Raw genomic sequence first — 21,935 nt, forward strand, 5'->3', positions numbered from 1 at the left:
TATGATTGTTTTCTCCTCGTTACAAATTCGTCGCGGCGTGCGCGTCCTGCTGGATAACGCGACTGCTACCATCAACCCGGGCCAGAAAGTGGGGCTGGTCGGCAAAAACGGCTGCGGTAAATCCACCCTGCTGGCGCTGCTGAAAAACGAGATAAGCGCGGATGGCGGTAACTTTACCTTCCCGGGCAACTGGCAGCTCGCCTGGGTGAACCAGGAGACGCCCGCGCTGAGCGAACCCGCGCTCGACTATGTTATCGACGGCGATCGTGAATACCGCAAGCTCGAAGCGGAGCTCAACGCCGCCAACGAACGTAACGACGGCCACGCCATCGCCACCGTCCACGGCAAGCTGGACGCCATCGATGCCTGGACCATTCGCTCCCGTGCCTCCAGCCTGCTGCACGGTCTGGGTTTCAGCAACGAACAGCTTGAACGCCCGGTGAGCGATTTCTCGGGCGGCTGGCGCATGCGCCTTAACCTGGCCCAGGCGCTGATCTGCCGCTCCGACCTTTTGCTGCTCGATGAACCAACCAACCACCTCGATCTTGATGCGGTTATTTGGCTGGAGAAGTGGCTCAAGAGCTATCAGGGCACTCTGATTCTGATCTCTCACGACCGCGACTTCCTCGATCCGGTAGTGGATAAAATCATTCATATCGAACAGCAAAGCATGTTCGAATACACCGGCAACTACAGCTCTTTCGAGCGCCAGCGCGCGACGCGCCTTGCCCAGCAGCAGGCGATGTATGAAAGCCAGCAGCAGCGCGTGGCGCACCTGCAAAGCTTTGTGGATCGCTTCAAGGCCAAGGCGTCAAAAGCCAAGCAGGCGCAGAGCCGCATCAAGATGCTGGAACGCATGGAGATGATCGCCCCGGCGCACGTGGATAACCCGTTCCACTTCAGCTTCCGCGAGCCGGAAAGCCTGCCGAACCCGCTGCTGAAAATGGAAAAAGTGAGCGCGGGCTATGGCGATCGCATTATCCTCGACTCTATCAAGCTCAACCTGGTGCCAGGTTCACGCATTGGTCTGCTGGGACGTAACGGCGCCGGTAAATCGACGCTGATCAAGCTGCTGGCGGGCGAGCTTAACCCGGTCAGCGGCGAAATCGGCCTGGCGAAAGGCATCAAGCTTGGCTACTTCGCCCAGCATCAGCTGGAATTTTTACGCGCGGATGAATCGCCGATCCAGCACCTGGCGCGCCTGGCGCCGCAGGAGATGGAGCAGAAACTGCGCGACTACCTCGGCGGCTTTGGCTTCCAGGGCGATAAGGTGACTGAAAACACCGAGCGCTTCTCCGGCGGTGAAAAAGCCCGTCTGGTGCTGGCGCTGATCGTCTGGCAGCGTCCAAACCTGCTGCTGCTTGATGAACCAACCAACCACCTCGATCTCGACATGCGTCAGGCGCTGACCGAAGCGCTGATCGAGTTCGAAGGAGCGCTGGTTGTCGTATCGCACGACCGCCACCTGATCCGCTCCACCACCGACGATCTCTATCTGGTGCACGGCGGCAAAGTGGAGCCGTTCGACGGCGATCTGGAAGATTACCAGCAGTGGCTGACGGAAGTGCAGAAGCAGGAAAACCAGCCGGAAGAGTCAGCGAAAGACAACGCCAACAGCGCCCAGGCGCGTAAAGACCAGAAGCGCCGTGAAGCGGAACTGCGCACCCAGACGCAGCCGCTGCGTAAAGAGATTGCCCGTCTCGAAAAAGAGATGGAAAAGCTCAACGCCACGCTTGCTGCCGTCGAAGAGAAGCTGGGCGACAGCGAACTGTACGATCAGAGCCGCAAAGCGGAGCTGACGGACTGTCTGCAAACTCAGGCGAAAACCAAATCCAGCCTCGAAGAGTGCGAAATGGCATGGCTGGACGCGCAGGAACAGCTGGAAGCGATGCTGCAAGCCGACTAACACGCCGGGAGGGTTATGGGCTTCGATACCACGAGCGAGATTACATTCCGTAAGCTCAGCATCTTCATGACGTTCATGGAGAAGGGCAATATCGCACGTACCGCCGAAACGCTCGGCCTGAGCGGTGTCAGCGTGCACCGCGCGCTGCATACCCTCGAAGAGAACGTCCGCTGCCCGCTCTTTGCTCACAAAGGGCGTAACCTGATTGCCCTCCCCTCCGCGTGGACGCTGCTGGAGTATTGTCAGGAGGTGATGCAGGTGATGGAGCGCGGGCTGGAAGAGTCGCGCAAGATCGCCGGTATCGGCCAGGGACGGTTGCGCGTCGGCACGCTCTACTCGCTGACGCTGGAAACCGTGCCGCGCCTGATAATGGGCATGAAGCTGCGCCGTCCGGATCTGGAGATGGATCTGACGATGGGCTCGAACGAAACCCTGCTCCATATGCTGGATGAGGGATCGCTGGATGCGATTTTAATCTCTATTTCCGAAAGCGATATCGACCGTAACAGCCTCGAAGTGCTTCCTCTGTTCCATGACGATATTTTCCTTGCCGCACCGGCCTCTGCCACGCTGAATACCCACGGGCCAGCGGATCTCCGCGATTACAAAGATCAGAAATTTGTCGCGCTTGCAGAAGGCTTTGCGACCTACGCCGGGTTCCAGGAAGCGTTCCATATCGCCGGGTTTGAACCAGAGATTGTTACCCGGGTGAACGACATTTTCTCAATGCTCAGCCTGGTGCAGGCGGGCGTCGGCTTTACGCTGATGCCGGGAAGGATGAAGAAGGTCTACGAGAATTCCGTGCAACTGTTGAAGCTGGCGGAGCCGTACCAGATGCAGCAGCTGATCGCGATTGTCTTTGCCCGCAACCGCGAGCAGGATCCGAGCCTGCGCGCGCTGGCCGCCGAAGGGCGGATGTATGCCAGAAGTTTGCAGGATAGTGCCTGATGTTATTGCCCGGTGGCGGCTGCGCCTTACCGGGCCTACTCCCGAATTGTAGGCCCGGTAAGCGTAGTGTATGACCGGATACATAGGTGACAGATCAGACCGGGAACATAGGTAACACTTTTCAGTCTATCCGGAGCACACTCTGGGTTTTTCGGTCGTAGTACGCAAGCGTTATTCCGTTAAAGATGATGGCCTCCAGGCCATCATCCTGTTCTTCCAGCATGATGTACTCATCAGTCAGCGCTTCACTCAGGAACACCGTCCCCTTTTTCCCCATATAGAGTGTCCCCCTTGATTTCACCCTGTAGACCGTACCTCCTTCCGGATAAGCATATTCAGGAACCCTGCCATCCCAGTGCCGGCCTGAGGGCTGCCATACCGTTCCGGGCGTTGCACCCGCCAGGGCTTCATGCGGCCTTTCGTAGTTAAATTCTTCCCGGTAGACACTGAACCACCGCTGTTGTTCTTCCATCGTCATAAAGGTGTTGCCCTATTTTACTGCACTTTTCAGCGAACGGTGCATTCGCTCATGACGGCCGTTTTCTTCCGGATGCCCCTTTCTGATACGTTCCGGTCTGATGCCCAGCTTTATCAGCCAGACTGCAAGGCGACTTAACCCGGCGATACCTGTTCCTGCGAAAGGCTGACCATTATCCGTTCTCAGAACTTCCGGCAGACCGTACTCCAGGAACGCATCCGTCAGGCACTGCCTGACGAAGGGCTCGCTCTCCCGGTCCGTTCCCCGGCAGCTCAGAAGATACCGGCTGTGATTGTCGGTCAGGGTGAAGGGATGACAGTATTCCCGGCTCAGCAGCCTGAACTTGCCTTTAAAATCAGCGCTCCAGACCTGATTGTTCTCACTGATGATGGTCAGGGGCTGGCGATTGCCCGGGGTTCTGCGTTTTCGCTTTTTATCCGGAACCAGGCCTTCACGCTTGAGGATATCGCCGATAGTGCTGGCAGCGGGGACGGTAAAATCGACGTGATGATTGAGCAGCCACATCCGCAGTTTTTTGGGGCCCCAGTCAGGGTGTTTTTGCCTCAGGGCCGTAAGCTGCCCGGCGATATCATCAGGAACTGTCCGGGAGTGGGAGTGCGGAGCACGCGACCGGTCAGAGAGAGATGACAGGTCAGAGGGGTCAAAACGCTGAAGCCATTTGTAACCGGTTTTTCGGCTGATGCCGAAGAGACGGCAGAGGGCTGAAAAAGAATCCGTACCTGCACGGCAGGCACGGATAAAATCAAGGCGTTGCATAGGTCGGGTCTCAGTCCAGGGCATAGCGAGTCTCCTCTTCTATGCCAGTTATAACTGTTACCCATGTATCCGGTCTAAAGTGTTACCCATGTTTCCGGTTCATACCGCAGCGCCACCGGGCTAAAAACTCATGCACGAAGCCGACCCGCCAGATGCACCGCCACGTCCACCCCGCTGCGCTCCAGCGAAATGGACTCCCCTTCCCACGCCGCCTGCCGCGTCAGACAGGTCAGAATCCCCCCTGGCGGCATCTCAATCGCCAGACGCGCTTCGCGCTCGTTAGCGGAAATCACCGCCTCCTGCCAGCGCACGGTTCGCGCCATATTCATCGCCAGATCGTCGGCAATTTTCTCCGGCTGCCAGAGCACGCGTCCGGTACTGCCGCTCAGGTACGCACAGCGCGGACGTGAAAGCGTGACCGAATTAAATGCTGCCACCAGCTTCTGCGCCGGTTCCGCCAGCAGTTCACAGTGCGACGGTACGCTCACCGCCAGCCGCTTAGCCTTGCTCGCGCCTTTTGCCAGGGCGCGCTCCGCCACCTGCGCCATGCCGTCATCGGTTCCGGCAATCACGATCTGCGTTTCGGCGTTCAGGTTAGCAATATAGGTTCCTGTCCCCTGAAGCAGGTTTTCCACCTGGGGCAGGGTCAACCCCATAATCGCCGTCAGGCCGTAGCCGTGCGGGTATGCCTGCTCCATCAGATCGCCGCGCAACGCCACCAGCTTCAGCGCGTCCGTAAAGTCCAGCGCGCCGGCGATAACCGCCGCAGGATAAGCGCCAATGGACAGCCCGCTGACGATATCCGGCGACACGCCGCGACGTTCCAGCTCGCGCGCCCACGCCACGCCGGCAATCAACAGCGAAAGCTGAACCGCACGGGTGTGGGTTAACGAGGATGCGCTGTCCAGGGTATCAACTTCCGCCCCCAGCACAGCACGGGCCTGCTCCAGCTCCGTTCCCGGCAGGTTTTGCAGCATACCTTCATGCTGTGTGCCCTGCCCCGGAAAGGTAAACAGTATTTTCATTACTCCTCCCTGTGCCATGGATCCGCCACCAGGCGCGGTCCACATTGCGTTTTTAGCAGCGTTTTGCCGTCGCGTAACCATTCCGCCAGCGCGAATCCGCCCTCGGGCGTGTCCACCTGCGTATCCGCCCGGCACAACGCACGGCTGAGCTGAGCCTGCCAGCCAGTAAACGCCTCAGGGGAAACGGCACGCGGGGCGCGGATGAGCAGATCGAGATCGCTGTCGGCGTGGATCACCGGAATGCCGGTCGCCAGCGCGTAACCCGTACTGCCGGTTATCCCCCACGTCCACGGCCACGACTGCTGCGCAAGCTGAAGCGCCACCTGAACCGGCGGCTGAGTGATAAACGGCGAACGCAGCAGGTCGGCGGCAACGCTCAAATCTTCGGGCGACACCACGCGCAACACGTTCTCAGGCTTCACCCATCCGCCCGCCCGCTGGTCGCGGCGCAATCCGCGCACGCCAACGGGAATACGGCCTTCATTATCAACATCACGCCGCACCACTACCGGTAGCCCGGTATGCCAGGCCGCGTCCACCCAGGATTCGGTAACCCCTTCCAGGGCGTCGCGCGCGGTAAGCCAGATGAGGTCGTGTGGGCGTAATGTTGTGGTCATGATTACATTCCTGAAGTCAGCGAGATAAACAGCGGCAGCGACAGGATACACAGTACGGAGCTCAACAGCAGCACGGCTTCAGCATCCGGCGACTGCACGCCAAAGCGGTTACCGAACACCACGCCAAAGAAGCCCGCGGACAGCGCAATCATCAGGATGGCGGTGATCGCCACGGAGCCGTGCAGACCGAAGATTAAAACGATACCCCAGGCGATCGCTGGCTGGATCAGCAGCTTGGCGATAGTGGAAGTGATCACCATGGTGTTGATCTGAAGTTTACGCGCGGAGAGGATCACCCCGGTCAGGAACAGCGCCGCAGCGGTCGCAGACAGTCCCAGCGGTTTAATCGCCGCCAGTACCAGCTCCGGCATTTTGATGCCGATAGCGGACAGGATCACACCCAGCAGCGGGCCCATCACGATCGGTTTTTTAATGGAACGCCACATCAGCACCGGCAGCATGGAAAGCGTTGAACCCGAGTTATTGCCTTCGGCGCGGGCTTTCTCACGCTCCAGAATCAGCAGGCAGAACGGGGTCATCAACACTGAACCACAGGCGATGGAGACCGCCACGGACAGTGAGGTTGAAGGGCCTTCGCCCAGCACGCTGCCCAGAATCGGCAGGCCAAGCGCCGCGTAGTTTGGCAGGGCGACGGTAAGCGTCAGCACGGCCGCATCCTGCGGGGATTTTTTAAACACTTTCGTCGCGAGGAAGTAGATGACCGCATAGGTGATCCACATCGCCAGGGTGAGCACCAGGATCAGCGGCGACTGCGCCACGATGCCGGTCCACGGGGTTTGCACGGTGGCGCTGAACAGCGCAGCCGGGAGTGCAAAATCCATCACGAAGATATTCAGCAGGGAAACATTTTTGTTATCGACCATCTTTGCCTTACCGGCCCAGAATCCCAGCAGCATGATGACGAAAATCGGTGCAAGAGCATGAACAATTACGTAAGTCATAAATCACCTGTAGTAAAAAAGTTTAAGCACTGGCGCGATGTTTATTATTTTCAGGATGCAGGTTCCCGCGTGGACGCAACGGGCGCGCCCACGGGGTGATGCATCTGGCAGGTCTCTTTTTACTTACCAGCTGGCTCGCATACGTTCACGTACGAGCGCCGAGCTGCGGCGGTTGTCAGCACCCAGACGGTTTTTCAACGTGGTGTCCTGACGAGCGTCGCTGATGGCCTGTTGCAGGGTGGTTTTCACCCGCGTCAGATCGCTTTCGGTAGGGGCATCCGGATTGCTGATATCCAGCAGGTCGGAAAGCAGCCCCAGCGTGGCGTAGTTGCTGATGTCATACGCCATTGGCGGAATGGTTGCAGCCAGTTTTTCCAGCGCCTCAACGGTACGCAGCGTAATGCGCGCCGCAGACTCTTTGCCCATGGCATGGATCAGCACGCCTTTATCGTTGAAGGCAATCAGACGGTTAGCCTGGTAGCCGTGCGCCAGAAACGCGCCGGACATGGCCTTACCGACGATAAGACCAATCACCGGATGACCCGCCAGCCGCGCATTAGCGTAGGCGGCAGCGGCGCCGGCCAGCGCCTGGTGGATACCAAACGCCTCTTCGCGACGGCCATAGGCCTGGCTTGGGACGTCGATTACCGCCACAATCGGGCGCTTCACGGCTTTATCTGCGTCGGCGGCGACGGTTTCGCTGACCACTTTTGCCAGCGTCCATCCTTCCAGCAGGCCGACTTCACCCTGCGCCGCGCGCGGGAAGTGGTTGTTGGCGTCCGGCACCACGGCGACAAAACGCACCGTTTCACCGTTTAGCTCGCCGTCTGCGGCCTTCACGGACGGGCATAACCCCTCCAGACGTTTCGCGTTCGGGGCCAGAGTTTCCAGCCAGAGTTCGCCACGGCTAATTGAGTTAGTCATCATTTCACCTCCCGGGCAAAAAGCGCTTTAATCTGTTCGGCATCGGCCTGTTTGCGGGTGTCGAAATTCGTCAGACGGTTCAGGTAATCGTCGTAGTTATCGGTGCGATGTTTCGCCGGTACGCCTTTGGCGATGGCTTCGTTCATCGCGGCTTTCACCGCGTTCACGCCGTCGCCCACCAGCGCGTCCACCAGCCCGCTTTCAAAGCGTACTTCGCCGCCGGTCATGCTCCAGATAAACGGACGGTCGCGGGAGTCATACTCTTCAATGCCCGCTTCCTGCTCGATAACCTGCGGACCGTTGAGGCCGAGCCGCGCTTCGCGGGTCACAATCAGGTAGCTGCACAGCGCCGCGGCGATAGACATCCCACCGAAGCAGCCCACGGTCCCGGCGACAATCCCGACGACCGGGGTATAGCGACGCAGGTCAACGATCGCGGCGTGGATATCGGCAATCGCCGCCAGGCCGAGGTTGGCTTCCTGCAAACGTACGCCGCCGGTTTCGAGGCACAGCACCGCCTGAGTCGGAATGCCGTTGCGGTTATCTTCCGCCGCCAGCTCCAGCGCTGCCGCCATTTTGGCGCCGGACACTTCGCCCATGCTGCCGCCCTGGAAGGTGCCTTCAATCGCCACCACCACCGCAGGCTGGCCGTTGATGGTCCCTTTCGCGACCACCATGCCGTCATCGGCCTGAGGAACAATCCCCTGTGGCCCAAGCCACGGAGAGATAATGCCTTCAAACGGATCCAGCAGTTCGCGGTAGCTGCCGTCGTCGAGCAGCGCCTGCGCACGCTGGCGCGCTTTTAATTCGATAAAGCTGCTGTCATCACGCATGGTTCACCCCTTCAAAAACCTGTTCGATACGAATGCGTGCCACGCCCGGCGTCGCGCCGAAGTCGTGGATGGTCAGCTTACCTGCGGGCAGGCTGCTAACGGTTTGCAGGCGGTTGAACAATGCCTCCCAGCGCCCGCGGCTGTTGTCGACGGAGGTGGTGATATCAATGGTTAAGGTCTGGCCCGGTTCGGCGGTGAAAAGCACCTCCATATCCCCGGAACCGACGACCCCTGCCAGCGCCCTGCCGCTTACTTCGCGGCTGGCGGGCACGGTCAATGTGATTTTTTCCATAACATCCTCTTAATGCTTTGAATAGGGCGTTTCGGCGCGGTCAAGAAACAGCGTGGCGGCAAGCAGGTCTGCGGCTCCGCCCGGCGAGGCGTTAAGCGCCAGCATCTGACGGTCTAACCGCGCCAGCGCCTGCTGCCCGGCGAGGGTTGCGCATCCTCCGGCGTTCAGCACCGCACGGGCGCCGTTCTGCATGGCGTCCAGCCCCTCCATGCCGGCGCGCGACAGCACGCAGGTGTCGGTGAGCGAGGTCATGATCGCCATCAGCGCGTCGAGTCTGGCCTGCGTTTCGCTGCTGCCGTTGAGACGGCTGAGGCGAAGCTGCGGCAGCGCGCGCTGCATGATGTGCGGAAACGCCTGCTGAGCCTCTTCACGCGCGCCCGGCACACGGTAGCGGTGCGTAACGCGTAACCCCTTGCTGAACACTTTCGGCGCCGCGTCATCCGGCAGCTTCGCCAGCTGAGCGGCGGTGTTCGCGACGGTTTGCGCCCGGGCATCGCCGCCCAGCATCGCCACCGCGCTCACCAGCAATCCCAGCGCCCAGATCGCGCCACGGTGCGTGTTCACGCCGTCGGTAGCGGCCATCATCTGCCGTTCACCTTCGCGACCCAGGCGGCCAACGGTTTGCCTGAGGGCAATATCCGCCGGACGCTGCCAGCTCTGCTGCGCCAGCGCCTGAAACGTGGGGGTCAGGCTGTGAGCGGAGCGCTCCATCAGCGCAAGCGATAAATCGTGGTGCGCGCCGTTCCCCCGGCTGTCCACCAGACCGGGCTTCGGGCTTAAACGTGCTTCGTCAATCAGACACTGCGTGGCGGTTCGCGCCAGCCATTCGGCACCGCCTTCAACCTGGATCTGGGGCAGAAGTTTCATTACCAGCTCCGGAATTTCGCAGGTGGGTTGTAAAGACCGCCGGACCATTCCACCAGGTCCGCGACGCTACCGGCCGCCAGCAGCGAACGGGTGGCATCGGTGCGGCGAATGCCCATATCTTCCGGATACACAACCTTGCCGCTCTGGCGCAGTTCCGCCACGCGTTTGGCGTCAACGCCCAGACCGATATCGGTGATACCCGCCACGGCGGCGACCATGGCGCGACGCTCTTCCAGATCTTTCGCCCGGTAGAGGTAAGCAATCCCCTCTTCCGTCAGCACGTGGGTGACGTCATCGCCGTAAATCATGACCGGCGCCAGCGGCATACCAGAGGCTTTCGCGACCTCAACGGCGTCGAGTTTTTCCACGAAGGTTGGCTTCACGCCCGCCTGGAAGGTTTCCACCATCTGCACAACCAGCTTTTTACCGCGCTGCATCGGGTCAGGCTCGGTGATCATGTTCAGCCAGGCCGGTGTGGCGTGGCGACGACCGTGCGGATCGTGGCCCATGTTTGGCGCGCCGCCGAAGCCGGAAAGACGGCCGCGAGTCACGGTTGAGGAGTTAGCGTAACCGTCGACCTGTAGCGTGGAGCCGATAAACATATCGACCGCGTACTGACCTGCCAGCTGACAGAAGGCGCGGTTAGAGCGCATGGAGCCGTCGGCACCGGTAAAGAACACGTCAGGACGGGCGCGGATGTACTCTTCCATTCCCAGCTCGCCGCCGAAGCAGTGGACGCTCTCCACCCAGCCGCTTTCGATGGCCGGGATCAGCGTTGGATGCGGGTTCAGGGTCCAGTGTTTACAGATTTTGCCTTTGAGTCCGAGCTGTTCGCCGTAGGTTGGCAGCAGCAGCTCGATCGCTGCGGTGTTAAAGCCAATCCCGTGGTTCAGGGACTGCACCTGGTGTTCAGCGTAGATGCCTTTAATCGCCATCATCGCCATCAGGATGTGTTCCTGTTTGATCAGGCGCGGGTCACGGGTGAAGAGCGGTTCGATAAAGAACGGCTTATCGGCAACCACCACAAAATCAATCCACGAGCCCGGAATATCCACACGCGGCAGGTCGCACTCGTCGTCCACCAGCTCGTTTACCTGCGCGATGACGATGCCGTCATGGAACGCGGCGGCTTCCACCAGCGCCGGAGTATCTTCGGTACTCGCCCCGGTATAGAGGTTGCCTTTGCGGTCCGCTTTAAAACCGGCAATCAGCGCCACGTTTGGCGATAGGTCGACGTATAAACGTGAGTAGAGTTCGATGTAGGTGTGAATCGCCCCGATTTCGAGCTGACCATCCTCCAGCAGTTGGGAGATTCGCAGGCTTTGCGTACCGGAGAAGGAGAAGTCCAGCTTGCGGGCGATGCCTTTCTCAAAGATGTCCAGATGTTCGCTGCGGCCCACGCTCGGCATGATCATATGCAGATCGTGCACGATTTTCGGGTTCACTTCCGCCAGTGAACGGGAAAGGAAATCCGCCTGCTTCTGGTTGTTGCCTTCCAGAACGACTTTGTCGCCTGGTGCGATCAGTTTTTCCAGCATGGCGACAAGATCGCCGGTTGGCAGTACCTTGCCCTGCACCGGTACGGACGCCAGACGACGCGCTTTCTCACTGCGTCGGGTGTTCCATTGCCGGGTGGGTGTTTGCCCAGATAACATTATTAACCTCCTGATTCAGCACATCATTCTGATTTGCTTAACGTTGAGTAAAGTGTGCGCTCTGGTGAGAAAGGCATCAATTAAGCGTAGAGCCAAATCATTAGCCTGAGAGTAATAATCAAGGTAAATATTTGTGATCGGGATCAGTTCATGTTTCGGAAAAACGGGCTAAACGGGGTACAATTCGGAAGGTATAGTTAATTTCTGACAAGAATCAGCATCGCCCTTATGACCCAAATCATTCCCTCAGACTTCGACATTGCAGCCGAAGAGAGCGCAGAGTTCGTGCCCATGCGCGGTGTGGCTAACCCTCACCTGCAAACCATGCTGCCGCGCCTGATCCGCCGCAAGGTACAGTTCACCCCGCACTGGCAACGGCTGGATTTGCCGGATGGCGATTTTTTGGATCTCGCCTGGAGCGAAGATCCGGATCGGGCCAGACATAAACCCCGTCTGGTGGTGTTTCACGGTCTGGAAGGCAGCCTGCACAGCCCTTACGCACACGGTCTCATTGAGGCGGCGAAAGCCCGCGGCTGGCTTGGGGTAGTGATGCATTTTCGCGGATGCAGCGGCGAGCCTAATCGTCAGAAACGTATTTATCACTCGGGTGAAACCGAGGACGGTACCTGGTTCCTGCGCTGGCTAAGAGACAATTTCGGCGAGGCGCCAACGGCAGCGGTGGGGTATTCGCTGGGCGGCAATATGCTGGCCTGCCTGCTGGCGAAGGAGAGCGACGCCGTACCGCTGGATGCGGCGGTGATCGTCTCTGCGCCCTTTATGCTGGAGCAGTGCAGCTATCATATGGAAAAGGGGTTTTCGCGAGTGTACCAGCGCTACCTGCTCAACCTGCTGAAAGCCAACGCCGCGCGCAAGCTGAAGGCCTATCCGGATACGCTGCCTGTGACGCTGCAACAGCTCAAACGCGTGAAGCGCCTGCGCGAGTTTGATGATTTGATCACCTCGAAAATTCACGGCTTTGCCGATGCGATTGACTATTACCGTCAGTGCAGCGCCATGCCTTTACTGAACCAAATCACGAAACCTACGCTGATTATCCACGCCAAAGATGATCCGTTTATGGATCATCACTCGATTCCGGCGCCCGATCATCTGCCGGCCAACGTGGAGTATCAGCTCACCCAATTCGGGGGACACGTCGGCTTTGTCGGCGGCACGCTGCGTCGGCCAAAAATGTGGCTTGAGACGCGTATTCCCGACTGGTTAACGGCTTATCTGGACGGTAAATAATGATTATTCCCTGGCAGGATCTCTCTCCCGACACGCTCGATAATCTGATTGAAAGCTTTGTCTTGCGCGAAGGCACCGATTATGGTGAACATGAACGTTCGCTTGAACAAAAGGTCAACGATGTTAAGCGCCAGCTTAAAAGCGGCGACGTGGTGCTGGTATGGTCCGAACTGCATGAGACGGTCAATATCATGCCACGCAACGCGTTTCACGGCTGATCTTTACACTTTTCCAGTCAGGGAGTTGCTATGTCTGCCAGACATCCGGTTATTGCCGTTACGGGTTCGAGTGGGGCGGGAACCACTACCACCAGCCTCGCCTTCCGCAAGATCTTCGCCCAGCTTAACTTACGGGCGGCAGAGGTAGAAGGCGACAGCTTTCACCGCTACACGCGCCCGGAGATGGATATGGCCATCCGCAAGGCGCGCGATCTGGGTAAACACATCAGCTACTTCGGCCCGGAGGCGAATGACTTCGGCCTGCTGGAGCAAACCTTCCGTGAATACGGGCAAAGCGGTACCGGGCAGTCCCGCAAGTATCTCCACACCTACGATGAAGCCGTGCCCTGGAACCAGGTCCCCGGCACGTTCACGCCCTGGCAGCCGCTGCCGGAACCGACTGACGTGCTGTTTTACGAAGGATTGCACGGCGGCGTGGTGACGCCTCAGCACGACGTGGCGCGCCACGTGGATTTGCTGGTGGGGGTGGTGCCGATTGTTAACCTTGAGTGGATCCAGAAGCTGACGCGTGACATGAGCGAGCGCGGCCATTCGCGAGAGGCGGTCATGGACTCGGTGGTGCGCTCCATGGAAGATTACATCAACTTCCTGACGCCGCAGTTCTCCCGAACCCACATTAACTTCCAGCGCGTCCCCACCGTGGACACCTCCAACCCGTTCGCTGCAAAAAGCATCCCTTCCCTGGACGAGAGCTTTGTGGTGATCCACTTCCGCAACCTGGAAGGCATTGATTACCCCTGGCTGCTGGCGATGCTACAGGGTTCGTTTATTTCGCACATGAATACGTTAGTGGTGCCCGGGGGAAAAATGGGGCTGGCAATGGAGCTGATCATGACACCGCTGGTGCAGCGGCTGATGGAAGGAAAGCAGATCGCGTGACGCCTGTTGCCGGATGGCGCTTCGCTTATCCGGCCTACGTTCGTGCAGTTGTAGCTTTGGTAGGGCGGGTCAGCGAAGCGCCACCCGCCAAAAATTAAGCCGCGATCACTTCATACGAATGGGTGATTTTTACCGCTTTCTCCAGCATTAACGCCACAGAGCAGTATTTTTCCGCAGACAGGTCAACCGCACGCGAGACCGCCGCATCCTTCAGTTCTTTGCCAGTGACGATAAAGTGCAAATTAATATGCGTGAACAGGCGGGGCGCCTCTTCACGACGTTCCGACGTCAGCTTCACTTCACAATCGGTCACGTCATGACGGCCTTTTTGCAGGATCGACACCACGTCGATCGCACTGCATCCGCCTGCCGCCATCAGCACCATTTCCATCGGGCTTGGCGCTTTATCGCCGGAGTTGCCATCCATCAAAACCTGGTGCCCGGAAGCAGACTCGCCCAGGAACGTTAACCCTTCAACCCATTTCACACGCGCTTGCATATTCACTCACTCCAACGTTGCATTTTTTATGACAGATTACGTGTACGTTACATTTCTCGCAACGGAAGGCGACCTGCGTCATGCTGAAGCGAGACACCAGGAGACACGCGGCGAAAGCTATGCTAAAACACTCTGGATGCTACAGTAATACATTGACGTTACACATGTATGCAGAGGACATCAAACTTTACTGGCTGCGAAACGTTACGACAGCCGACTTCCCAGGTATGGGTAAGAATTCGATTGCAACCCCAGAGTCCGGATGCATCTTATGACTCTGGTGACAGCTTATAACAGAGGATAACAGCGCATGGTGCTTGGCAAACCGCAAACAGACCCGACTCTCGAATGGTTCTTGTCTCATTGCCACATTCATAAGTACCCATCAAAGAGCACGCTGATTCACCAGGGTGAAAAAGCGGAAACGTTGTATTACATCGTTAAAGGCTCGGTGGCCGTGCTGATCAAAGATGAAGAAGGGAAAGAGATGATCCTTTCTTATCTGAACCAGGGCGATTTTATCGGTGAACTGGGCCTGTTTGAAGAAGGCCAGGAACGTAGCGCCTGGGTTCGTGCAAAAACAGCATGTGAAGTGGCTGAAATTTCTTACAAGAAATTCCGTCAGCTGATTCAGGTCAACCCTGACATCCTGATGCGTCTTTCTTCCCAGATGGCACGCCGTCTGCAAGTGACCTCTGAGAAGGTGGGTAACCTCGCCTTCCTGGACGTGACCGGTCGTATCGCGCAGACGCTGTTGAACCTGGCGAAACAGCCAGACGCCATGACCCACCCTGACGGTATGCAAATTAAAATTACCCGTCAGGAAATCGGTCAGATCGTCGGCTGCTCCCGTGAAACAGTGGGCCGTATCCTGAAGATGCTGGAAGACCAGAACCTGATCTCTGCCCACGGTAAAACTATCGTGGTCTACGGAACCCGTTAATTTCGGTCAAACGGCGTGCCGCCGCAGGGTGGCACGCCGTTTTTGTCTCTACTCCTCATGTGGCGCAGGCTGATCTATCACCCGGAAGTTAACTACGCACTACGACAAACGCTGGTGTTGTGTCTTCCCGTGGCCGTGGGCCTGATCCTCGGACATCTTCAGCAAGGCCTGCTGTTTTCCCTCGTGCCCGCCTGCTGCAACATTGCCGGTCTGGATACACCGCATAAACGCTTTTTTAAACGTCTGATTATTGGCGGCTGCCTGTTTGCCGGCTGTAGCCTTGCCGTACAACTCTTACTGGCCCGCGACATTCCTCTGCCGTTGATCCTGACCGTGCTGGCGATGACGCTCGGCGTCACCGCCGAAATCAGCTCGCTGCACGCCCGGCTGCTTCCCGCGTCGCTGATTGCCGCCATCTTCACCTTAAGCCTTGCGGGCAATATGCCGGTGTGGGAGCCATTGCTGATTTACGCCCTCGGCACGCTATGGTACGGGCTGTTTAACTGGTTCTGGTTCTGGCTGTGGCGGGAACAGCCGCTGCGCGAATCCCTGAGCCTGCTCTACGTGCAGCTTGCTGAATACTGCGAAGCAAAATACACCCTGCTCACTCAACATACCGACCCGGAAAAATCCCTGCCGCCGCTGCTGGCGCGCCAGCAAAAAGTGGTGGATCTGATCAGCCAGTGCTATCAGCAGTTGCACATGCTTGCCGCCAACAAAAATCATGAATACAAGCGGCTGCTGCGAACCTTCCAGGTCGGGCTGGATTTGCAGGAGCATATCTCCGTCAGCCTTCATAATCCGGAAGAGGTGCAAAAGCTGGTGGAGCGCAGCCATGCGGAAGCGGTGATCCGCTGGAACGCGCAGACCGTCGCGGCGCGCCTGCGGGTGCTGGCTGACGATATCCTCTATCACCGCTATCCGACGCGCTTTAACATGGACAAACAGCTCGGCGCGCTGGAAAAGATTGCGCGTCAGCACGCGGATAACCCGGTCGGGCAATTTGCTGCCTGGCATTTCAGCCGCATCGCCCGGGTGTTACGCACCCAGCGCCCGCTTTATGCCCGGGACCTGATGGCCGATAAGCAAAAACGGCTGCCGCTGCTGCCCGCGCTCAAAAGCTATCTATCACTGAAATCTTCCGCCCTGCGCAATGCCGCGCGGATCAGTGTGATGCTGAGCATCGCCAGCCTGATGGGAATGGCCCTGCACCTGCCGAAACCCTACTGGATCTTAATGACCGTGCTGTTTGTCACCCAGAACGGCTATGGCGCCACGCGGGTGCGCATTCTGCATCGGGCGGGCGGTACGATGGCGGGGCTGATTATCGCGGGTGTGACGCTGCACTTTCACGTGCCGGAAGGCTATACCCTGGCCGGTATGCTGGCGATCACGCTGGTGAGCTACCTGATCATCCGCAAAAACTACGGCTGGGCGATGGTGGGCTTTACGGTCACGGCGGTGTATACCCTGCAACTGCTCACGCTTAACGGGGAACAGTTTATTATTGCCCGGCTGGTCGATACGCTAATTGGCTGCCTGATCGCCTTTGGCGGCATGGTCTGGTTGTGGCCGCAGTGGCAAAGCGGGTTGCTGAGGCAGAACGCCCACGACGCGCTCGAAGCCGATCAGCAGGCCATTCGTCTTATTCTGAGCGATGACCCGCAGCCCTCTCCGCTGGCCTACGAGCGCATGAAGGTCAACCAGGCGCATAACGCCCTGTTCAACTCCCTTAACCAGGCCATGCAGGAGCCGGGCTTTAACGCGCACTATCTGGCTGACATGAAGCTGTGGGTCACGCACAGCCAGTTTATCGTCGAGCATATTAATGCCATGACCACGCTGGCGCGCGAACACACGATGCTGACGCCAGACCTGGCGCAGCGCTATTTGCAGTCGTGTGAAATTGCGTTGCAGCGCTGTCAGCAGCGTCTGGAGTATGACGCGCCGGGTGAGTCAGGGGATTCGAATATTCTGGAAGCGCCGGAGACGCTGACCCACGGGCCGATGAGCACCCTTGAGCAGCATTTACAGCGCGTTCTCGGGCACCTGAACACCATGCACACCATTTCGTCGGTGGCATGGCGTCAGCGCCCGCATCACGGGATTTGGTTAACGCGCCGGTTAAAACGAACCGCGTATTAGTCGCTGACGATCTTCGCGACCGCCGCGGCAAAACGGGTTAATCCGTCTTCGATGTCTTTGTCTTCCACCACCAGCGATGGCGCAAAGCGCATCACGTCCGGCCCGGCGTTGAGCACCATGACGCCTTCGTGCGCGGCGGCGTGCAGGAAATCGCGCGCGCGGCCTTTGTACTGCGGCTTCAGTTCGGCGCCGATCAGCAGCCCCATCCCGCGGATGTCGCTGAAGACATCAAACTGTTGGTCAATCTGCTGGAGATGTTTCACAAACAGGTCGCGTTTCGCATTCACGCCATTCAGGACGTCCGGCGTATTAATGATGTCGAACGCCGCACCCGCCACGGCGCACGCCAGCGGATTACCGCCGTAGGTGGAGCCGTGTGAGCCTACATGAAATGCGGAAGCGATATCCTGGGTGGTGAGCACCGCACTGACCGGGAAACCGCCACCGAGCGCTTTCGCGCTGGTCAGAATATCCGGCGTTACGCCGTAGTGCATATAAGCAAACAGGTCTCCGGTACGCCCCATCCCACACTGCACTTCATCAAACACCAGCAGCGCCTGGTGCTCGTCGCACAGCTCGCGCAGCCCTTGCAGAAATTCCGGGGTGGCCGCCGTGACGCCGCCTTCCCCCTGAATGGGCTCGACCACCACGGCACAGGTGTGATCGTCCATCACCGCTTTAACGGCGTGGAGATCGTTAAACGGCACGTGGATGATATCCGCAGGTTTCGGACCAAAGCCGTCGGAATACTTCGGCTGGCCGCCAACGGAAACGGTAAAGAAGGAGCGACCGTGGAAGGCGTTATGGAAGGCGATGATTTTGGTTTTGTACGGGCTATGACGCGTGGTTGCGTAGTAGCGCGCCAGCTTAAAGGCGGTTTCGTTGGCTTCGGTGCCGGAGTTCATAAACAGCACGCGTTCGGCGAAGGTGGCATCGATGATCTTACGCCCCAGACGCAGCGCCGGTTCGTTGGTGAACACGTTGCTGGTGTGCCACAGCGTTTCGCCCTGTGTTTTCAGCGCGTCCACCAGCGCAGGATGGCAATGGCCCAGCGCCGTCACCGCAATACCGCCTGCGAAATCAACATACTCGTTGCCCTGCTGATCCCAGACGCGGCTGCCTCTGCCTTTCACCGGGATAAACTCAGCCGGTGCATAAATCGGCAGGATCACTTCATCAAATGTCGCGCGGGTAATTGCTGGTTGTTCAGTTGCCATGTCATGACCATCCATTTTTATGTCACAGTGCCTGTGAAAATATAATCACAAAATATGCATAAAAAATCACAACAAGGCAACAGATATTCAGCGATTAAGGAAATTGGCCAGCAGCGCGTGCCCCTGTTCGCTGAGAATGCTTTCCGGGTGGAACTGCACCCCTTCCAGATCGTACTCGCGGTGGCGAATGCCCATGATCTCCTGCGTCTCGCTCCAGGCGGTAACCTCAAAGCAGGCCGGCAGGGTCGGCGGATCAATGATCAGAGAATGGTAGCGCGTCACGGTTAACGGATTGTTTAGCCCCAGGAATACGCCGGTACCGGTGTGCGTGATCGGTGAGGTTTTGCCGTGCATGACTTTCGCGGCACGGACAATGGTGGCGCCAAAGACCTGCGCAATGGCCTGGTGACCCAGGCAGACGCCCAGAATCGGCAGTTTGCCCGCATAGTGGCGGATGACCTCCAGCGAGATGCCGGATTCCGACGGGGTACACGGCCCCGGCGAAATCACGATTTTCTGGGGTGCCAGCGCGTCAATGTCAGCCAGCGCGATCTCATCGTTACGGCGGACAACCACCTCTGCCCCCAGCTCACAAAAATACTGGTAAAGGTTCCAGGTAAAGGAATCGTAGTTATCAATCAGCAGAATCATGGCGGCTCCTGAAAAAATGGCCGCCCTATTTTACGCAGATTCCCGCGCTTCGCTCACAACTTTGGCAAAGATGGCGTTCAGGGCGGTCAAATCCCCCATCGCCCCGCTCTGGTTGGCGGCTGCCCAGTCGTCCGGGTCGATCCCCTGCCAGTTCAGCACATAGCCCGCATGGATAGCCAGTTGTTCAAAGAAGATCCGCTGGGCCACGCCATTACCGCTAATAAACGGATGTAGCATGTTGATTTCACAGTAGTAATGACTGATTCTGTCTGTAAACTCTTCTTTCTGAAGGCCCACCAGATATTTATCACTTTCCAGCGAAGCCATCAGCTCATTACCCACTTTCTCGATGTACTCGAAATGGCAAAAAGGAATGTCGCCCTTAGAAATATCGGCGGTGCGCAGCTCGCCCGCGCCTTTCATTTCGTTGCGGAATAAATGGCGGTGAATAAGACACAGATGGGGTAAACCCGGTGCGGAAGGCCCCAGTTCCAGCGTCTCGATATCAGGTTTAGCGGGACCCTTACCTTTTTCAAGGAGGCAGCTGGCCTGAAAATTGACCTTACGTTGTTGCTCCCAGAGACGGGATTTTTGCTTGTCGGTGAGTTTTTTCACTACGCCTCCCTGAATAGTCCGTTTGCCACAAGTATAAGCAGCAAAACGCGCTTTCGCAGGGAGGGCGGAAAGACACGGGCAAGATGTGCCCGTGTGGGGGAACGTTACGGCAGCACTTTCGCGGAGAGAATGACGACAGGCTTAGTCGGCACATTCTGGTATGGACCGACATCGTGAGTCTGAACCTGAGAGATCTTATCCGCCACGTCCATGCCTTTCACCACTTTGCCGAACACCGCGTAGCCAAAGTCGCGCTGACCGTGGTCCAGGAAGGCGTTATCAGCCACGTTGAGGAAGAACTGGCTGGTGGCGCTGTCTTTGTCCGCCGTACGCGCCATGGAGATGGTGCCGCGCTTGTTCAGCAGGCCGTTGTCTGCTTCATTTTTGATGGGCGGGTTGGGCTGTTTCTGCTGCATCTGCTCGTTAAAACCGCCACCCTGAATCATAAAGCCCGGGATCACGCGGTGGAACGTGGTGTTGTTATAAAAACCACTGTTCACGTAGTCGAGGAAGTTTTTCACCGAAACAGGGGCTTTCTGGCTATCCAGCTCCAGCTCAATATTCCCCGCAGAGGTAGTTAGCAGGACGTGGGGGTCTCCTTTGGCTGCCAGCGCAGCAGGGGAAACGGCAGAAAGAGCAAACACAGCTGCGACAGCCGCCAGTGTTGATTTGAGCATGAGAATTCCTTAACAAAGCGCAGTATAAAAAGCGAATGGCTTGATTCTAAAGAGCAGTATGAACCCAGACCAGTCTTTTACCTAATTTTACCAAATTGAAACAATTATTACCGCGCAAACGATTGTTCACCCCGCAACGTAATGTGATCTGCATCACGTTAAAACCTGCAATTGTGCTCAAAATTTTCTGAAAAGATTTAATTAGATCACTTTCGCGACTAAAATCTGCCCGCTCAAACGCAGTCATTGCGTTTTTCTTTACTTTTAACAGGCCAGACATGACTAACAGCAATCGCATCAAGCTCACATGGATCAGCTTCTTCTCTTACGCCCTGACCGGCGCGTTGGTGATCGTCACCGGGATGGTGATGGGAAATATCGCAGACTACTTCCAGCTGCCCGTTTCCAGCATGAGTAATACCTTCACCTTCCTGAACGCGGGGATCCTGATCTCTATTTTCCTTAATGCCTGGCTGATGGAAATCGTGCCGCTGAAAACGCAGCTGCGTTTCGGCTTCGTGCTGATGGTTGCCGCCGTGTCGGGCCTGATGCTGAGCCACAGCATCGCCCTCTTCTCTGCCGCCATGTTCGTGCTGGGTCTGGTGAGCGGGATCACCATGTCGATCGGTACATTCCTGATTACGCATATGTATGAAGGCCGCCAGCGCGGCGCGCGTCTGCTGTTCACCGACTCCTTCTTCAGCATGGCCGGGATGATTTTCCCGATGGTCGCCGCGTATCTTCTGGCGCGCAGCATTGAGTGGTACTGGGTGTACGCCTGCATTGGTCTGGTTTATGTCGCGATCTTTGTTCTCACCTTCGGCTGCGAGTTCCCGGTGCTGGGCAAAAAAGCGCAGACTACGTCCGAGCCGGTTGCGAAAGAAAAATGGGGTATCGGCGTACTGTTCCTCTCCATCGCCGCGCTGTGTTACATCCTCGGCCAGCTGGGCTTTATCTCCTGGGTTCCTGAATACGCGAAAGGTCTGGGCATGAGCCTGAACGACGCGGGTAAACTGGTGAGCGATTTCTGGATGTCTTACATGTTCGGCATGTGGGCGTTTAGCTTTATCCTGCGCTTCTTCGACCTGCAACGGATCCTGACCGTTCTGGCGGGTCTGGCAACCGTGCTGATGTATCTGTTCATCAACGGTTCCCCGGAGCATATGCCGTGGTTCATCCTGACCCTGGGCTTCTTCTCCAGCGCGATTTATACCTCGATCATCACCCTTGGCTCTCTTCAGACCAAAGTGGCCTCGCCAAAGCTGGTGAACTTCGTGCTGACCTGCGGCACCATCGGCACCATGCTGACCTTCGTGGTCACGGGCCCGATTGTTGCGCACAGCGGCCCGCTGGCGGCGCTGCATACCGCTAACGGTCTGTATGCAGTGGTATTCATCATGTGCTTCGTGCTGGGCTTTGTGACCCGTCACCGTCAACACAACCCGGCAACAGCTACCCACTAATCGCCGTAACCCCTTTGCGTACTGCAAAGGGGTTTTCCCCTGCTCACCCGCCCTTCCCGCCGATGGGTAAAAACC

General features: G+C 57.8%; 23 protein-coding genes. 8 read left to right on the plus strand and 15 right to left on the minus strand.

Going from position 1 to position 21,935, the window contains the following annotated elements; translation table 11 throughout:
- Position 1 precedes the first annotated feature (1 nt).
- Complete coding sequence (locus ACOTY5_RS19605; protein WP_045142204.1) at positions 2–1,906, plus strand: ABC transporter ATP-binding protein; 1,905 nt, start codon at positions 2–4, stop codon at positions 1,904–1,906.
- Positions 1,907–1,921: 15 nt separating this feature from the next.
- A complete protein-coding gene (locus ACOTY5_RS19610; protein WP_045142203.1) occupies positions 1,922–2,854 on the plus strand; it encodes a LysR substrate-binding domain-containing protein in 933 nt (310 codons plus the stop codon).
- A gap of 121 nt (positions 2,855–2,975) precedes the next feature.
- Here the strand turns inward: ACOTY5_RS19610 and ACOTY5_RS19615 are convergent, their stop codons facing one another.
- From ACOTY5_RS19615 to mdcA, 10 genes are all read right to left on the minus strand, one after another.
- Positions 2,976–3,332 (minus strand): hypothetical protein, encoded by a 357-nt coding sequence (locus ACOTY5_RS19615; protein ID WP_052953321.1) that lies wholly within the window; start codon positions 3,330–3,332, stop codon positions 2,976–2,978.
- A gap of 12 nt (positions 3,333–3,344) precedes the next feature.
- On the minus strand, positions 3,345–4,133 hold the full coding sequence (locus ACOTY5_RS19620) for a DDE-type integrase/transposase/recombinase (RefSeq protein ID WP_080336132.1): 789 nt from the start codon (positions 4,131–4,133) through the stop codon (positions 3,345–3,347).
- 104 nt (positions 4,134–4,237) lie between these two features.
- Positions 4,238–5,134, minus strand: coding sequence for a malonate decarboxylase subunit epsilon (gene mdcH / locus ACOTY5_RS19625; protein WP_017384170.1), 897 nt, complete (start codon positions 5,132–5,134; stop codon positions 4,238–4,240).
- Positions 5,134–5,751: a malonate decarboxylase holo-ACP synthase gene (locus ACOTY5_RS19630; protein WP_045142201.1), complete on the minus strand. Its 618-nt coding sequence runs from the start codon at positions 5,749–5,751 to the stop codon at positions 5,134–5,136. The genes mdcH and ACOTY5_RS19630 overlap by 1 nt, the downstream gene beginning before the upstream one ends.
- Positions 5,752–5,753: 2 nt before the next feature.
- On the minus strand, positions 5,754–6,713 hold the full coding sequence (locus ACOTY5_RS19635) for an AEC family transporter (protein ID WP_000222846.1): 960 nt from the start codon (positions 6,711–6,713) through the stop codon (positions 5,754–5,756).
- Positions 6,714–6,836: 123 nt separating this feature from the next.
- Entirely contained in the window at positions 6,837–7,637 is an 801-nt protein-coding gene (gene mdcE / locus ACOTY5_RS19640; protein ID WP_045142207.1) for a biotin-independent malonate decarboxylase subunit gamma, read from the minus strand.
- A complete protein-coding gene (locus ACOTY5_RS19645; RefSeq protein ID WP_017384167.1) occupies positions 7,637–8,470 on the minus strand; it encodes a biotin-independent malonate decarboxylase subunit beta in 834 nt (277 codons plus the stop codon). Before ACOTY5_RS19645 ends, mdcE begins: the two co-directional genes overlap by 1 nt.
- Positions 8,463–8,762, minus strand: coding sequence for a malonate decarboxylase acyl carrier protein (gene mdcC / locus ACOTY5_RS19650; protein ID WP_000411786.1), 300 nt, complete (start codon positions 8,760–8,762; stop codon positions 8,463–8,465). The genes ACOTY5_RS19645 and mdcC overlap by 8 nt, the downstream gene beginning before the upstream one ends.
- A gap of 9 nt (positions 8,763–8,771) precedes the next feature.
- Positions 8,772–9,629 carry a triphosphoribosyl-dephospho-CoA synthase gene (locus tag ACOTY5_RS19655; protein WP_017384166.1) on the minus strand — a complete coding sequence of 286 codons (858 nt, stop codon included), beginning with the start codon at positions 9,627–9,629 and terminating at the stop codon, positions 8,772–8,774.
- Positions 9,629–11,284, minus strand: a complete 1,656-nt coding sequence (gene mdcA, locus ACOTY5_RS19660; protein WP_045142200.1) for a malonate decarboxylase subunit alpha — start codon at positions 11,282–11,284, stop codon at positions 9,629–9,631. The genes ACOTY5_RS19655 and mdcA overlap by 1 nt, the downstream gene beginning before the upstream one ends.
- A 228-nt stretch (positions 11,285–11,512) precedes the next feature.
- On the opposite strand from mdcA, the gene ACOTY5_RS19665 reads away from it, so the two are divergent.
- Genes ACOTY5_RS19665 through ACOTY5_RS19675 form a run of 3 tightly spaced genes read left to right on the plus strand, consistent with a single transcriptional unit; the run spans position 11,513 to position 13,650 of the window.
- Complete coding sequence (locus ACOTY5_RS19665) at positions 11,513–12,532, plus strand: hydrolase (RefSeq protein WP_017693875.1); 1,020 nt, start codon at positions 11,513–11,515, stop codon at positions 12,530–12,532.
- Positions 12,532–12,750: a YheU family protein gene (locus tag ACOTY5_RS19670; protein WP_014171926.1), complete on the plus strand. Its 219-nt coding sequence runs from the start codon at positions 12,532–12,534 to the stop codon at positions 12,748–12,750. The genes ACOTY5_RS19665 and ACOTY5_RS19670 overlap by 1 nt, the downstream gene beginning before the upstream one ends.
- Positions 12,751–12,780: 30 nt before the next feature.
- Entirely contained in the window at positions 12,781–13,650 is an 870-nt protein-coding gene (locus ACOTY5_RS19675) for a phosphoribulokinase (protein ID WP_003861663.1), read from the plus strand.
- Positions 13,651–13,744: 94 nt separating this feature from the next.
- Here the strand turns inward: ACOTY5_RS19675 and ACOTY5_RS19680 are convergent, their stop codons facing one another.
- Entirely contained in the window at positions 13,745–14,149 is a 405-nt protein-coding gene (locus ACOTY5_RS19680) for an OsmC family protein (protein ID WP_015571423.1), read from the minus strand.
- A 310-nt stretch (positions 14,150–14,459) separates the two neighbouring features.
- On the opposite strand from ACOTY5_RS19680, the gene crp reads away from it, so the two are divergent.
- Together crp and ACOTY5_RS19690 are read left to right on the plus strand one after the other, a co-directional pair.
- Positions 14,460–15,092 carry a cAMP-activated global transcriptional regulator CRP gene (crp, locus tag ACOTY5_RS19685; protein ID WP_000242758.1) on the plus strand — a complete coding sequence of 211 codons (633 nt, stop codon included), beginning with the start codon at positions 14,460–14,462 and terminating at the stop codon, positions 15,090–15,092.
- 57 nt (positions 15,093–15,149) lie between these two features.
- Positions 15,150–17,237, plus strand: a complete 2,088-nt coding sequence (locus tag ACOTY5_RS19690) for a YccS/YhfK family putative transporter (RefSeq protein WP_006812214.1) — start codon at positions 15,150–15,152, stop codon at positions 17,235–17,237.
- Here the strand turns inward: ACOTY5_RS19690 and argD are convergent.
- The 4 genes from argD to ppiA form a co-directional block, all read right to left on the minus strand.
- Positions 17,234–18,454 carry a bifunctional acetylornithine/succinyldiaminopimelate transaminase gene (gene argD / locus ACOTY5_RS19695; protein WP_180258959.1) on the minus strand — a complete coding sequence of 407 codons (1,221 nt, stop codon included), beginning with the start codon at positions 18,452–18,454 and terminating at the stop codon, positions 17,234–17,236. The genes ACOTY5_RS19690 and argD overlap by 4 nt on opposite strands.
- 87 nt (positions 18,455–18,541) lie before the next feature.
- Positions 18,542–19,105, minus strand: coding sequence for an aminodeoxychorismate synthase component 2 (gene pabA, locus ACOTY5_RS19700; protein WP_017693873.1), 564 nt, complete (start codon positions 19,103–19,105; stop codon positions 18,542–18,544).
- A 30-nt stretch (positions 19,106–19,135) separates the two neighbouring features.
- Entirely contained in the window at positions 19,136–19,720 is a 585-nt protein-coding gene (locus ACOTY5_RS19705; protein ID WP_045142198.1) for a putative adenosine monophosphate-protein transferase Fic, read from the minus strand.
- Between the two features lie 104 nt (positions 19,721–19,824).
- Entirely contained in the window at positions 19,825–20,397 is a 573-nt protein-coding gene (gene ppiA / locus ACOTY5_RS19710) for a peptidylprolyl isomerase A (RefSeq protein ID WP_003861649.1), read from the minus strand.
- A gap of 278 nt (positions 20,398–20,675) precedes the next feature.
- Between ppiA and tsgA the strand changes: the two genes are divergently transcribed.
- The gene (tsgA, locus tag ACOTY5_RS19715) at positions 20,676–21,860 is read left to right on the plus strand and encodes an MFS transporter TsgA (RefSeq protein ID WP_045142197.1); all 1,185 of its coding nucleotides are present in this window, start codon (positions 20,676–20,678) and stop codon (positions 21,858–21,860) included.
- Positions 21,861–21,935 lie beyond the last annotated feature (75 nt).

The sequence above is a fragment of the Enterobacter cloacae complex sp. SHL018 genome (assembly GCF_049237905.1).
GTDB classification, from domain to species: Bacteria; Pseudomonadota; Gammaproteobacteria; order Enterobacterales; family Enterobacteriaceae; genus Enterobacter; species Enterobacter hormaechei_C.

Bases quoted from the DNA above. Each gene is read 5' to 3' on its own strand.
- ppiA (WP_003861649.1), bottom strand. From the start codon at position 20,397: ATGCTCAAATCAACACTGGCGGCTGTCGCAGCTGTGTTTGCTCTTTCT.
- ACOTY5_RS19605 (WP_045142204.1), top strand. From the start codon at position 2: ATGATTGTTTTCTCCTCGTTACAAATTCGTCGCGGCGTGCGCGTCCTG.
- ACOTY5_RS19620 (WP_080336132.1), bottom strand. From the start codon at position 4,133: ATGCCCTGGACTGAGACCCGACCTATGCAACGCCTTGATTTTATCCGT.
- mdcA (WP_045142200.1), bottom strand. From the start codon at position 11,284: ATGTTATCTGGGCAAACACCCACCCGGCAATGGAACACCCGACGCAGT.
- pabA (WP_017693873.1), bottom strand. From the start codon at position 19,105: ATGATTCTGCTGATTGATAACTACGATTCCTTTACCTGGAACCTTTAC.
- crp (WP_000242758.1), top strand. From the start codon at position 14,460: ATGGTGCTTGGCAAACCGCAAACAGACCCGACTCTCGAATGGTTCTTG.
- mdcH (WP_017384170.1), bottom strand. From the start codon at position 5,134: ATGAAAATACTGTTTACCTTTCCGGGGCAGGGCACACAGCATGAAGGT.
- ACOTY5_RS19665 (WP_017693875.1), top strand. From the start codon at position 11,513: ATGACCCAAATCATTCCCTCAGACTTCGACATTGCAGCCGAAGAGAGC.
- ACOTY5_RS19610 (WP_045142203.1), top strand. From the start codon at position 1,922: ATGGGCTTCGATACCACGAGCGAGATTACATTCCGTAAGCTCAGCATC.
- argD (WP_180258959.1), bottom strand. From the start codon at position 18,454: ATGGCAACTGAACAACCAGCAATTACCCGCGCGACATTTGATGAAGTG.
- ACOTY5_RS19670 (WP_014171926.1), top strand. From the start codon at position 12,532: ATGATTATTCCCTGGCAGGATCTCTCTCCCGACACGCTCGATAATCTG.
- tsgA (WP_045142197.1), top strand. From the start codon at position 20,676: ATGACTAACAGCAATCGCATCAAGCTCACATGGATCAGCTTCTTCTCT.
- ACOTY5_RS19675 (WP_003861663.1), top strand. From the start codon at position 12,781: ATGTCTGCCAGACATCCGGTTATTGCCGTTACGGGTTCGAGTGGGGCG.
- ACOTY5_RS19615 (WP_052953321.1), bottom strand. From the start codon at position 3,332: ATGACGATGGAAGAACAACAGCGGTGGTTCAGTGTCTACCGGGAAGAA.
- ACOTY5_RS19690 (WP_006812214.1), top strand. From the start codon at position 15,150: ATGTGGCGCAGGCTGATCTATCACCCGGAAGTTAACTACGCACTACGA.
- ACOTY5_RS19630 (WP_045142201.1), bottom strand. From the start codon at position 5,751: ATGACCACAACATTACGCCCACACGACCTCATCTGGCTTACCGCGCGC.
- ACOTY5_RS19635 (WP_000222846.1), bottom strand. From the start codon at position 6,713: ATGACTTACGTAATTGTTCATGCTCTTGCACCGATTTTCGTCATCATG.
- ACOTY5_RS19680 (WP_015571423.1), bottom strand. From the start codon at position 14,149: ATGCAAGCGCGTGTGAAATGGGTTGAAGGGTTAACGTTCCTGGGCGAG.
- mdcC (WP_000411786.1), bottom strand. From the start codon at position 8,762: ATGGAAAAAATCACATTGACCGTGCCCGCCAGCCGCGAAGTAAGCGGC.
- mdcE (WP_045142207.1), bottom strand. From the start codon at position 7,637: ATGACTAACTCAATTAGCCGTGGCGAACTCTGGCTGGAAACTCTGGCC.
- ACOTY5_RS19655 (WP_017384166.1), bottom strand. From the start codon at position 9,629: ATGAAACTTCTGCCCCAGATCCAGGTTGAAGGCGGTGCCGAATGGCTG.
- ACOTY5_RS19645 (WP_017384167.1), bottom strand. From the start codon at position 8,470: ATGCGTGATGACAGCAGCTTTATCGAATTAAAAGCGCGCCAGCGTGCG.